8 protein-coding genes are annotated in these 12597 nt (G+C 65.8%); 7 read left to right on the top strand and 1 reads right to left on the bottom strand.

Annotated elements, in window-relative coordinates; translation table 11 throughout:
• Positions 1-39: 39 nt before the first annotated feature.
• Entirely contained in the window at positions 40-3864 is a 3825-nt protein-coding gene (locus AB0436_RS18455) for a GH92 family glycosyl hydrolase (protein ID WP_366468940.1), read from the bottom strand.
• A gap of 471 nt (positions 3865-4335) precedes the next feature.
• Between AB0436_RS18455 and ngcE the strand changes: the two genes are divergently transcribed.
• The 7 genes from ngcE to AB0436_RS18420 all read left to right on the top strand — a co-directional run bounded on the left by ngcE (position 4336) and on the right by AB0436_RS18420 (position 12595).
• A complete protein-coding gene (gene ngcE / locus AB0436_RS18450; protein WP_366468939.1) occupies positions 4336-5781 on the top strand; it encodes an N-acetylglucosamine/diacetylchitobiose ABC transporter substrate-binding protein in 1446 nt (481 codons plus the stop codon).
• Between the two features lie 49 nt (positions 5782-5830).
• A complete protein-coding gene (locus AB0436_RS18445) occupies positions 5831-6754 on the top strand; it encodes a sugar ABC transporter permease (RefSeq protein WP_366468938.1) in 924 nt (307 codons plus the stop codon).
• Positions 6754-7674, top strand: coding sequence for a carbohydrate ABC transporter permease (locus tag AB0436_RS18440; protein ID WP_366468937.1), 921 nt, complete (start codon positions 6754-6756; stop codon positions 7672-7674). Before AB0436_RS18445 ends, AB0436_RS18440 begins: the two co-directional genes overlap by 1 nt.
• Before the next feature lie 251 nt (positions 7675-7925).
• Entirely contained in the window at positions 7926-9125 is a 1200-nt protein-coding gene (locus AB0436_RS18435; protein ID WP_366468936.1) for an ROK family transcriptional regulator, read from the top strand.
• Positions 9126-9245: 120 nt separating this feature from the next.
• The gene (locus AB0436_RS18430; RefSeq protein WP_366468935.1) at positions 9246-10364 is read left to right on the top strand and encodes a sugar ABC transporter substrate-binding protein; all 1119 of its coding nucleotides are present in this window, start codon (positions 9246-9248) and stop codon (positions 10362-10364) included.
• Positions 10365-10523: 159 nt separating this feature from the next.
• Positions 10524-11312: an ATP-binding cassette domain-containing protein gene (locus AB0436_RS18425; protein ID WP_365851228.1), complete on the top strand. Its 789-nt coding sequence runs from the start codon at positions 10524-10526 to the stop codon at positions 11310-11312.
• Positions 11309-12595, top strand: coding sequence for a sugar ABC transporter permease (locus AB0436_RS18420; protein ID WP_366468934.1), 1287 nt, complete (start codon positions 11309-11311; stop codon positions 12593-12595). Before AB0436_RS18425 ends, AB0436_RS18420 begins: the two co-directional genes overlap by 4 nt.
• The last annotated feature ends 2 nt before the right edge of the window (positions 12596-12597 follow it).

The raw sequence follows: 12597 nt of genomic DNA, 5'->3' as shown, positions 1-12597 counted from the left end.
GTACGCATTGCGTACCGGCCCCCCTTCACGACAGTGCGATCAGGACAGCAGTTCCACCTCCGCGAGAGTCGCCGGGTCCGTGCTCACCAGGCGGTACTTGGTGTACGTGCCCGGGTGGTCCACCGTGAAGACCCGGGTCTGCTTGTCCCAGGAGAAGGCCTCTCCCGAGCGCTTGTCCAACGATGTCCACTGCGCGCCGTCGTTGGACCCTTCGAGCACCCAGGAGGCCGGCGCCTTCGCCTTGTCCGCCGAGGTGAGCGTGTACTGCACCGGACGGGTCGCGGAGTTCACCGGCAGGTCGACCGAGGTGAACGAGGCGCTGGTGGCCGAGGTGTTGTCGAAGAGCGCACCGGGCCCGCTGATCGCGTCCTCGCGCGGCGTCGCCACCTTGTCGTCCTTGGTGATGGAGACCGGGGCCGCCTTCTTGCCGGTGGCCCAGTTCGACGGCTTGGAGCCCATGGTGAAGTCCAGGGTTCCCCCGTGCGTCAGCACGTCGTTGGGCAGGGCGGTGGAGTTCCAGGTCTTGCCGTTGACCTTCAGGCTCTGCACATAGATGTTCTCGTTGCTGTTGTTCGGAGCCTTCACGACCAGGTCGCGGCCGTTGTCCAGGTGGACGGTCGCCTTCGTGAACTGCGGTGAGCCGATGGCGAATTCACCGCTGCCCATCACCAGGGGGTAGAAGCCCAGGGACGAGAAGATGTACCAGGCCGACTGCTCACCGTTGTCCTCGTCGCCGTGGTAGCCCTGGCCGATGTCGCTGCCGGTGTAGAGCCGCCCCAGCACCTCGCGGATCTTCTCCTGGGCCTTCCAGGGCTGACCGGCCGCGTCGTACATGTAGGTGACGTGGTGCGCGACCTGGTTGCTGTGGCCGTACTGGCCCATCCGTACGTCACGCGCCTCGGTCATCTCGTGGATGATTCCGCCGTACGAACCCGCGAACTCCTGGGACGCCGTCTCCGGGGTGGAGAAGTAGGTGTCCAGCTTCTTCGCGAGACCTGCCTGGCCGCCGTAGAGGTTGGCCAGCCCGCGGGAGTCCTGAGGGGCGGTGAAGGCGTAGCCCCAGCCGTCGGTCTCCGTGTAGTCGTAGCCCCAGACCCTCGGGTCGTACTGGTCGGCCGGCAGCCGCCACTTCCCGTTGAGGTCCTTGCCCTGGAAGAAGCCGACCTCGGGGTCGAAGAGCTTGACGTAGTTCTGCGCCCGGTTGAGGAAGTAGTCGGACTCCTCCTTGTAACGGGCCTCGTGGGTCTTCTGGTAGAGGGCCTTGCCCATCTGGGCGATGCCGTAGTCGTTGACGTAGCCCTCCATCGACCAGGACATGCCCTCGTTGGTGGCGGTGGACGCGTAGCCCAGGAACGGCGCGGTGTCCATTCCCTTGCGGCCGACGCCGGAGCTCGGCGGGACGACCGTCGCGTTCTTCAGAGCCGCTTCGTACGCCGCCTTCGCGTCGAACTTCACGCCCTTCACATAGGCGTCCGCGAAGGCCACGTCCGAGCTGGTGCCCGTCATCAGGTCGGCGTAGCCGGGGGACGACCAGCGGGAGATCCAGCCGCCGTCCTTGTACTGCTGGACGAAGCCGTCGACCATCTCCCCGGCCTTCTTCGGGGTGAGGAACGAGTACGCGGGCCAGGTGGTCCGGTAGGTGTCCCAGAAGCCGTTGTTGACGTAGACCGAACCGTCGACGACCTTCGCGCCGGTGTGGGTGGGGGTGTTCTCACCGGTGTGCGCGGAGAACGGGCTCGCGTACTGGACCTTCGAACCGACCTTCTCGGACCCGGAGTTCGGGTACAGGTACAGCCGGTAGAGGGAGGAGTAGAGCGAGGTCAGCTGGTCGTGGTCGGCGCCCTGTACCTCGATCTTGCCGAGGATTTTGTCCCACTGCGACTGCGCCTTCGCCTCGGTGCCCGCGAAGGTGGCCGACGCGGGGAGCTCCTGGGCCAGGTTCGCCTTCGCCTGGTCGAGGCCGATCAGGGAGGTCGCCATGCGCAGCGTGACCGTACGGTTTTTGCCCGGCTTGAAGCGCAGGTAGCCGGTGACGTTGTCGCCGCCACCACCGCTGAGCTTGGACCCCTCGGTGACCGGGGTGTCGAAGACGCCGTACACGAACAGCCGGGTGGCTCCGGTGGAGCCGCCGCTCTTGACGTCCGAGTAACCGCTGAACGACCCGGTTTTCGGGTCGAGGGTCAGCCCTCCGTCGTTGTTGACGTTGTCGAAGATCATGGACGCGTTGTCACCGGGATAGGTGAACCGCATCATCGCCGCGTGGTCGGTCGGCGTCATCTCCGCCTTGAGGCCGTTCTCGAAGGTGACCCCGTAGTAGTGGGGCTTCGCGACCTCGTTCTCGTGCTTGAAGGGCAGCTGCCGCTGGGTGCGCGAGGCGTCCGGGACGCCGGCGGCCACCGAGGGCATCAGCTGGAAGGTCTGTCGGTCGCCCATCCAGGGGCTCGGCTCGTGACTGGCGCTGAAAGCCTGGATGGTGGGCAGGTTGTCGTCGTTGTTACGGCTCGCGTAGTTGTAGAGCCAGCTGGTGGAGCCGGCGTCGGTGACCGGGGTCCAGAAATTGAAACCGTTCGGGACGGCGGTCGCCGGGAAGTTGTTGCCGCGCGAGAACGACCCACTGGAATTGGTGCCACGGGTGGTGAGTGCGTAGTCCGAGAGATGCTTGAGCCGCTTCTCGGGGGCCTTCACCTTGAGCGAGATGTCGTCGATCCAGCCCCGGAAGGTCGCAGGGCCCTTGGGGGAGTCGTAGGCGACCAGGATCCGGTCGACCGTCTTGCCGGCTGCCACCTGGCCGATGTTCGCCCGGACCTGGTTCCACTGATTGACGTAGAGCCGCTTGGCCGCCCCCTGCCCCTGCGGGGTCAGCAGTCCGCCGTTGGTGTCGGTGGCCTTGAGGTCACTCAGGTACGTACCGTCGGTGAAGGCCAGATCGACCGAGACATTGGTGGCGGAGTAGCTGAGATCGCCCTTCTTCATCTCGGGGAAGAGCATGTACGACAGCTCGGTATTACGGACGATGGGGGTGTTGACGTCGAAGACCTTGTTGTATGAGTAGGCCCGGCCGTCACCCTTCTGCGTACCGGCGTAGCGCAGCGACCGGACTCCGGTGTAACCCGCACCGGTCTTCGCGGTCGGCGAGGACAGCGGGCCGCTGTCGATCCTGGTGGTCATATCCTGGGGCGCCGGCGTGCTGGTGTCACCGTTCGAGAACTGAACGTCGGCGAGCTGGGTGGCGTCCGTCGCGCCGTTGTTGGCCGTGATGTTCAGCCGGTAGTGCGCATAGGCGGTGGACGCGTCCGTGAGGTCGTACGTCTTGGCCTGGAAACGCTTGTCGAAGCTCTGGCCCTGCCGGGTGTCCAGGGTCTTCCAGTCCTTCCCGTCGGTGGACCCCTGCAGGGTCCAGTCCTTCGGGTCCCGCTCGTCGTGATCGTTGGCGGACGTCATCACGTACTGCGTGATCTTGACCGCCTCGTCGAGATCGAACTCCACCCAGGCGGTCGGGTGGAAAGCCAGCCATTTGGTGGACGAGTCGCCGTCGACGAGGCTTCCCTTGCCCTCGCCGCTTCCTGCGTTCTCGTCGCTGGCGCGCACCGCGACGACATGGTCGGTCACATCGCCCGGTATGCCGGAAGTGACGTTGCCGTCGATCCCGGAGGCGCGCTTCTTCCCGTCCGGCCCGATGTCTACGGTATTGCGCCAATCCGGCTGCGGTTGGTCGGCTTCGAACGAGGAGCTGAACTCCTTGTCCGCGCCGTGTGGATGGGTCGGCCGGGCAACGGCAGCGCCCTGTGCCGTCACGACAAGCACGAAAGCGGCCGCCACCAGGGCGGCGGCCGAGCCGGCTCTCCGTCGTGGTCTGGTCTGCATGAGGGGCCTTTCCTCTCACCTAGCGCTTGGACAACGTTGTCAGTCATGTGCGCAAGGTCCAGTAGGAAGGCAAGTGGCGGGTGGCGTCAAGGGTGTTGCGTGGTGCATACGAGTGAGAGGTGCGCGCTCCCATTTGCGGTGGGGCGGTCCGGTACGCAAGGGTCCAGATGTCCGTGAGGTCTCAACTCGGGAAAGACTGTCGCGTAAACGTGCATTCGATCTTGCCCAGCTCAAGGGAAGTGGACTATACCTGTCGGCGTCCGCCTAGCCGCTTTTCGGCAGCGGTCCAGGGGGGCGGGGATCAGGCGGGGGAGCTTCGGAGCATCCTCGTCCGCATTCCCAGTCTTCCCTCCTGCAGCCACGTACAACCCAGCTTCAACTGACCGCGGTGGCGGGGCCCTTCGCCTGAGGCGAATTCTCAACGGGCGACCGGTACACCGCCTGAGTCCTGTAGAAGGCGAGGACTTGAGCATGGGATCCACCTCCGCCCGCACCAATGAGGGCCTCGGCCGTCGTGATCTGATCAAGCGGTCTGCCGCGCTCGGCCTGATCACCGTCCCGACGATGAGCTTCCTGTCCGCCTGTGCGAGCAGCGACAGCGGCGGCGACAAAAAGGTCACCAAGGGGACGAAGAGCGCCAACAACCCGCTCGGCATCAACGAGACCGCACCGCTCGACATGGTGCTCTTCGACGGTGGCTTCGGCACGCAGTACGCCAAGGACGCCAATGCGCTGTACTCGAAGGCGCACCCGAAGTCGAAGGTGCACTTCTCGTCCACCCAGAAGATCCAGTCGGAGCTTCAGCCGCGCTTCAACGGTGGCACCCCGCCGGACCTGATCGACAACTCGGGCGCCGAGCAGATGGACATGGGTGTCCTGGTCGGCAAGAACCAGCTGACCGACCTCACTCCGCTGCTGGACGCGCCGTCCGTCGACGACCCGAGCAAGAAGGTCAGGGACACGCTGCGCCCGGGCATCGTGGAGATGGGCCAGTACGACGGCGAGCCCTGCTGGATCTTCAACTACGCGTACACCGTCTACGGCGTGTGGTACTCGCAGACCGCCCTGGACAAGCTCGAGGTGGAGTACCCCAAGACCTGGGACGAGATGCTCTCGGTCTGCGCCAAGGCGAAGAAGAAGGGCATCGCCGGCTGGACGTACGCGGGTAAGTACCCGTACTACATCCCGTTCTCGCTGTACCCCTTCATCGGCAAGATCGGTGGCCGTGAGGTCCTCGACAAGATCGACAACCTGGAGCCGAACGCCTGGAAGGACCCGGCCGTCAAGGCGGGCTTCGACGCGTACTACGAGCTCTTCAAGAAGGGCTACATCCTCAAGGGCACGCCCGGGATGGACCACATCCAGTCCCAGACCGCGTGGACCGGTGGCAAGGCGCTGTTCATCCCCAACGGTTCCTGGGTGGAGAACGAGGCCTCGAAGACCACGCCCAAGGACTTCCAGATGAAGGTCGGCGCGCCCTCGAGTCTCGACTCGTCGGACAAGCTGCCTTTCGGCACCCTCTGGGCGTCCGGTGGCGAGCCCTTCATCGTCCCCGCGAAGGCGAAGAACCCGCTGGCGGGCATGGAGCAGCTGCGCATCATGCTCAGCGAGGCCTCGTCGAAGAACTTCACCTCGAAGGTGAAGTCGCTCTCCGCCCTCAATGGCGGTACGGACGGCCTGTCGCTCTCCACGGCGCTCCAGTCGGGCATCGACGCGCTGAAGGCCGCCGGTACCAACGTGCTCAACCCCCGGCTCCAGGACTGGTACGTGAAGCTCCAGAAGGAGCAGATCGGCGTGTCCGTCCTCGGCGAGATGATGGCAGGCCGGATGACGCCGGCCGAGGCCGTCAAGAAGTGCCAGGCGTATGCCGACGCGGCCGCCAAGGACCAGTCGATCAAGCACTACAAGCACCAGTGAGCAAGCGTCACCAGCGGCGGCGATGGCCGGAAGATCGAGGTCGGTAACCATGCAACACGGTAAATACGGGTTCATTGTGGGATTTCTGTCGCTCCCACTGGTGTTGTACGGTGTCTTCGTCATCTGGCCGTTCATTCAGTCGATCTACTACTCGTTCACCGACTGGACCGGTCTGAGCCCGGACTTCAAGATGGTCGGCTTCGACAACTACAGCCGGATGTTCCAGGACGACGTCTTCTGGAAGTCGTTGGAACACAGCGTGCTGTATGTGCTGTTGCTGCCGCTGGTGACGCTCGGCCTCGCGCTGTTCTTCGCGTTCATGATCAATGTGGGCGGGCGGCGCCGTAAGGGTGCCGCGATCGCGGGCGTACGCGGCTCGGGGTTCTACAAGATCGTGTACTTCTTCCCGCAGGTGCTGTCGATCGCGATCGTGGCCCTGCTCTTCCGCTTCATGTACAACCCCAACGGCGGCGTCCTCAACAGCACCCTCGACGCGGTCGGGCTGGGCAGTATCCAGCCGAACTGGCTCGGTGACCCGAAGCTGGCCCTCTGGTGCATCGCGGCCGTCCTCGTCTGGTCCCAGGTCGGTTTCTACGTGGTGCTCTTCTCCGCCGGCATGGCGTCGATACCGAAGGAGTTCTACGAGGCCGCGCTGCTGGACGGGGCGAGCCGGATCACCACCTTCTTCAAGGTCACCCTGCCGCTGCTCTGGGACACCGTGCAGTCCGGCTGGGTCTACATGGGCATCCTGGCCCTCGGCGCCGAAGCGTTCACGGTCGTGCAGATCATGAGCGTGGGGCCGGGCGGCCCCGCCTACTCGACCACGGTGCTGCCCCTGTACGTCTATCAGGCGGCGTTCCGTGACGGTCAGGCCGGATACGCGACAACGATCGGCGTCGGGCTTCTCGCCGTCACCCTGGTCTTCGCGGCCATCGTGATGCGACTGGGCCGGCGCGAGCGGCTGGAGTTCTGATGAAGACCACTGACACCCCTCCGGCCGACGTCACGAAGGACCCGGAGCCGCCGATCGAGACGCCGCCGGTGCCGGTCGTCGAGGAGAAGCCCACCGAGGGCAAGACCCTCAACTTCTTCTCGCACGGCATCCTGATCATCTGGGCCGCTCTGGCCGCGCTGCCGCTGCTGTGGGCGGTGATGTCGTCCGTCAAGAACGATCACGACATCCTCACGGCGCCCTGGAAGCTGCCGGACCGCCTGCACTTCGAGAACTGGTCGCGCGCCTGGAACCAGGCGCACATGAGTGAGTACTTCGGTCACACCATCGTGGTGGTCGGCTTCTCGCTCGTCGGCACGCTGCTGCTCGGCTCCATGGCCGCGTATGTGCTGGCGCGCTTCGACTTCCCCGGGAACCGCTTCATCTACTACCTGTTCATCGGCGGGATGAGCTTTCCGATCATCCTGGCGCTGGTCCCGTTGTTCTTCGTGATGAACAACATGGGCCTGCTCAACACGACCTACGGGCTGGTCCTGGTCTACATCGCGTACTCGCTGCCGTTCACGGTCTTCTTCCTCACGTCTTTCTTCCGGACGATGCCGGGAGAGGTGGCGGAAGCGGCGATGATCGACGGCGCCTCGCACACCCGGACGTTCTTCCAGGTCATGCTGCCGATGGCCAAGCCGGGCCTGATCAGCGTGGGCATCTTCAACTTCCTCGGGCAGTGGAACCAGTACATGCTGCCGACGGTCCTCAACACCGATCCGCACAAACGGGTGCTGGCCCAGGGCCTGGTCGAACTGGCCACCAGCCAGGGCTACAAGGGTGATTACTCCGGTCTCTTCGCGGGCCTGGTGATGGCGATGCTGCCGGTGCTGGCGGCGTACATCATCTTCCAGCGGCAGGTGGTGGCCGGGCTGACCGCGGGGGCCCTGAAGTAGCTTTCCCGGGCTTTCCTGCTCCGTTCTGACGACGAACCGCCCCACGGCATAGGCTGTCGGGCGGTTCGTCCTGTTTGAGTCTTGTATCGTCCGCTCATCCGCGTCGGGACTCGCTCAAGGTCTTGACGGAAGGGAGCCGCAAAGGCTCAGCTTAGGGTTCACATGTTGGAGATAGGGCGGGGCCTCGTCAGACGCGCCCCGCGCGGGGACGGCCGTCGCGCCGTCCGCCCATGGCAGGAGTGGATGAGTCGATGGAGACTCCGGGGTCGCAGACATCTCTGCACCGGGCCAACCTCGAGCGGGTCGTGCGTGCCGTGCGCATGGCGGGCTCGCTCACCCAGGCGGAGATCGCCCGCAGTACCGGGCTCTCCGCAGCCACGGTCTCCAACATCGTCCGGGAACTGAAGGACGGCGGCACGGTCGAGGTCACCCCTACCTCGGCCGGCGGCCGCCGGGCCCGCAGCGTTTCGCTCAGCGGTTCGGCCGGCATCGTGATCGGTGTCGATTTCGGACATACGCATCTGCGGGTCGCGGTCGGCAATCTGGCGCACCAGGTCCTCGCGGAGGAGTCCGAGCCGCTGGACGTCGACGCCTCCTCCGCGCAGGGATTCGGCCGGGCCGAAGAGCTGGTCAACCGGCTCATCGCGGCCACCGGCATCGGTGCCGACAAGGTGGTCGGCGTGGGCCTCGGGGTGCCGGGACCGATCGACGTCGAGTCCGGCACGCTGGGCTCCACCTCGATCCTGCCGGGCTGGACCGGCATCAACCCGAGCGACGAGCTCGCCACCCGGTTGGGCGTGCCGGTGTACGTCGACAATGACGCCAACCTGGGCGCGCTGGGCGAGCTGGTATGGGGGAGCGGCCGCGGGGTCAGGGACCTCGCGTACATCAAGGTGGCCAGCGGTGTGGGTGCCGGTCTGGTCATAGACGGCCAGATCTACCGCGGCCCCGGCGGCACGGCCGGCGAGATAGGGCACATCACGCTCGACGAATCGGGCCCGGTGTGCCGCTGCGGCAACCGGGGGTGCCTGGAGACCTTCACGGCGGCTCGGTACGTCCTGCCCCTGCTGGAGTCCAGTCACGGCACCGATCTGACCATAGAGCGGGTCGTCCAGCTGGCCCGGGGCGGCGACCCGGGCTGCCGCCGGGTGGTCGCGGACGTCGGGCGGCACATCGGCAGCGGCGTCGCGAACCTGTGCAATCTCCTCAATCCGAGCCGAGTGGTCCTGGGCGGGGACCTGGCGGAAGCCGGCGAGCTGGTGCTCGGCCCCATCCGCGAATCCGTCGGCAGGTACGCGATTCCCAGTGCGGCGCGGCAGCTCTCGGTGCTTCCCGGGGCGCTCGGCGGCCGTGCCGAAGTGCTGGGCGCACTGGCCCTCGTGCTCAGCGAGATGGGCGATTCGAGCCTTTTGGAGAACGCGATTCCGCTCTCCACCCCTGCCTTCACTTAGATAACGAATGACACCGTTGCCATCTCGTTAAGGATTTAATCCTTGACGTTGTCTCCGAGGCCGAGTTGACTCCAGGCACCTCGGTCGCAACGTTGCGGCCTCGTCAGGGAGGTTTCTGAAGTGAACACGCGTATGCGTCGTGCCGCCGTGGCCGTGGCCGCCACCGCAATGGCCGTCTCTCTCGCCGCCTGTGGCAGCGCCAAGGACTCGGGCGGGAGCAAGGCAAGCTCGGACTCCGGCAAGAAGAAGGGCGACAACATCACCATCGGTCTGTTGCTGCCGGAGAACCAGACCGCCCGGTACGAGAAGTTCGACAAGCCCCTGATCACCAAGAAGATCACGGACCTGACCCACGGCAAGGGCAAGGTCACCTACGCCAATGCCAACCAGCAGGCAGCGACGCAGAGCCAGCAGATGGACACCATGGTGACCAACCAGGTGGACGCCATCATCGTCGACGCCGTCGACTACAAGTCCATAGCCACCTCGGTGAAGAAGGCCAAGGACGCCGGTATCCCCGTCGTCGCCTTCGACCGCCTCGCCGAGGGTCCGATCGACTCGTACGTCTCGTTCGACAACGAGACCGTCGGCAAGACGCAGGGCGAGGCCCTCCTCAAGGCGCTCGGCTCGCACGCCAAGGACGGCAAGATCGTCATGATGAACGGGTCCGCCACCGACCCGAACGCCGCCCAGTTCAAGAAGGGCGCTCACTCCGTCCTCGACGGCAAGGTGAACATCGGCAAGGAGTACGACACCAAGGAGTGGAAGCCGGAGAACGCCAACGCCAACATGGAGGGCGCGATCACCGCGCTCGGCAAGAAGAACGTGATCGGCGTCTACTCCGCCAACGACGGCATGGCAGGCGGCATCATCACCGCCCTGAAGTCCGCGGGCATCTCCCCGATCCCGCCGGTCACCGGCCAGGACGCCGAACTCGCCGGTGTGCAGCGCGTCGTGGCGGGCACGCAGTACATGAGCGTCTACAAGCCCTACGTGCTCGAGGGCCCGATCGCCGCCGAGATGGCCGTCAAGCTGGCCCAGGGCAAGGACCTCGGTTCGCTCACCACCTCCACGGTCGATTCGGCCAGCGTGAAGAAGGTTCCCTCGGTGATCCTTCCGGTCGTCGCCATGACCAAGGACAACATCCAGGACACCGTCATCAAGGACGGCATCTACAAGGTCAGCGAGATCTGCACCCCGGCCTACAAGGCCGCGTGCGACAAGATCGGCCTGAAGTAAGTTCCCTCGTCCGCAAGGGACTTACGCGTTTTCTGAAGCCTGTCCGGCGCCCCGCCCTCCATCCGTCCCGCTATCGGGGCGGGGCGCCGGACGGAACACCTTGCTCAACCCGCGCGCGCAAGGCAGCGCGGCATCCCCGCCGGTCAGGCGGCGAAGGAGATGGTTCAAGTGTCCGCTACGCCCGTGCTGGCGTTGCGTGGGGTCTCCAAGCGATTCGGTGCCGTCCAGGCGCTCACCGACGTGGAGCTCGAGGCCTACGGTGGTGAAGTGATCGCGCTGGTCGGCGACAACGGAGCCGGAAAGTCCACGCTGGTCAAGACGATCGCAGGCGTGCACCCCATCGATGACGGCGTCATCGAGTGGGACGGCAAGGCCGTCCAGATCAACCGGCCGCACGACGCGCAGAACCTGGGCATCGCGACCGTGTACCAGGACCTCTCGCTGTGCGACAACATCGACGTCGTCGGAAACCTCTACCTCGGCCGGGAACTACGCAAGCGCGGGGTCCTCGACGAGGTGGAAATGGAGCGCCGCTCCCGCGAGTTGCTCACCACCCTGTCGATCCGCATCCCCAGCGTGCGCATCCCGATCGCCTCGCTCTCCGGCGGACAGCGCCAGACCGTGGCCATCGCCCGGTCCATGCTCGGTGAGCCGAAGCTCGTCATCCTCGACGAGCCGACGGCGGCGCTCGGTGTGGAGCAGACGGCACAGGTGCTCGACCTCGTCGAGCGGCTTCGCGAGCGCGGCCACGCCGTCCTGCTCATCAGCCACAACATGGCGGACGTCAAGGCAGTCGCCGACAAGGTCGCGGTGCTGCGCCTCGGCCGCAACAACGGTGTCTTCGACGTGAAGACCACCTCGCAGGAAGAGATCATCGCCGCCATCACCGGCGCCACGGACAACGCTGTGACCCGTCGTGCGTCGCGCAGCGTGGAGGTTCAGAAGTGAGCATCGACAAGACCTCCCCTGCGTCCGACGTAGTGGAAGCACCGGCTCCGGCGCCCGCCGCCGTGACCGCGGTCGACCCCCGGCTGCTGGTGCGCGAGCAGGGATTCGCCGGCTACCTGTCCGAGTTCAAGCGCAAGGTACGGGCCGGTGATCTCGGCTCCATACCGGTGATCATCGGTCTGATCGTGATCGCCGCGATCTTCCAGAGCGTCAACTCGCGCTTCCTCACCGCGGGCAACCTGACCGACATCTCCGTCACCATGGTCGGCACCGGCATGATCGCCGTCGGTATCGTCTTCGTCCTGCTGCTCGGCGAGATCGACCTCTCGGTCGGCTCGGTCAGTGGCGTCGCAGGTGCGGCCTTCGGCGTGCTGACCATCACGCACGGGATGAACCAGTGGCTCGCCCTGCTGCTCTCCATCCTCACCGGCACTGCCGCCGGCGCGATCCACGGGTTCTTCTTCGCCCGGATCGGTGTCCCGGCGTTCGCCGTGACGCTGGCCGGTCTGCTGTTCTGGAACGGCTTCATGCTGCAGGTCCTCGGCGCCAACGGCACCATCAACCTGCCCGGCGACGGCCCGATCGCCAACATGACCGGCTACTACTTCTCCGACATCGCGGTCGCCTACGGCTTCGCCCTGCTCGGCGTGGCGGTCTTCTTCGTCTCCTCGTTCGTCGACGCCCGGCGCCGGGAGGCAGCGGGCGTGCCGTCCCGCCCGCTCAGCGAGATCGTCCTGCGCAGCGCATTGCTGGCGATCGTCGCCTTCGCCGTCGCGTTCATGTACAACCAGTACAAGGGCCTGCCGCTGGCCGTCGTGATCTTCCTGGTGGTGCTGGTCGGCACGGACTTCCTGCTCCGCCGCACCACGTACGGACGCAAGATCTTCGCGCTCGGCGGTTCCGTCGAGGCCTCCCGGCGCGCCGGTATCAACGTCACCATGATCCGGATCTCGGTCTTCGCGATCGCCGGTACGTTCGCCGCGGTCGGCGGCCTCTTCCTCGCTTCGAAGATCGCCACCGCCAACCAGGGGGCCGGCAGCGGTGACCTGCTGATGAACGCCATCGCGGCGGCCGTCATCGGTGGCACCAGCCTCTTCGGCGGCCGGGGCCGCACCTGGAACGCGCTGCTCGGTGTCCTGGTGATCGTCTCGATCCAGTACGGCCTTTCGCTGCAGGGCATCGCCTCGCCCATCCAGTACATGATCACCGGTGGCGTGCTGCTGGCGACCGTCGTGATCGACGCCGTGACCCGCAAGACCCAGAAGACCGCGGGCCGCGCGTAACG

It is taken from the genome of Streptomyces sp. NPDC051322 (assembly GCF_040689485.1).
GTDB lineage: Bacteria > Actinomycetota > Actinomycetes > Streptomycetales > Streptomycetaceae > Streptomyces.
The sequence above is the reverse complement of the archived record's forward strand: the minus strand, read 5'-3'. Positions and strand labels throughout refer to the sequence as shown.

Excerpts from the sequence above, each read along its gene's own strand:
- AB0436_RS18440 (WP_366468937.1), top strand. The coding sequence starts at position 6,754 with ATGAAGACCACTGACACCCCTCCGGCCGACGTCACGAAGGACCCGGAG.
- AB0436_RS18445 (WP_366468938.1), top strand. The coding sequence starts at position 5,831 with ATGCAACACGGTAAATACGGGTTCATTGTGGGATTTCTGTCGCTCCCA.
- ngcE (WP_366468939.1), top strand. The coding sequence starts at position 4,336 with ATGGGATCCACCTCCGCCCGCACCAATGAGGGCCTCGGCCGTCGTGAT.
- AB0436_RS18455 (WP_366468940.1), bottom strand. The coding sequence starts at position 3,864 with ATGCAGACCAGACCACGACGGAGAGCCGGCTCGGCCGCCGCCCTGGTG.
- AB0436_RS18435 (WP_366468936.1), top strand. The coding sequence starts at position 7,926 with ATGGAGACTCCGGGGTCGCAGACATCTCTGCACCGGGCCAACCTCGAG.
- AB0436_RS18425 (WP_365851228.1), top strand. The coding sequence starts at position 10,524 with ATGGTTCAAGTGTCCGCTACGCCCGTGCTGGCGTTGCGTGGGGTCTCC.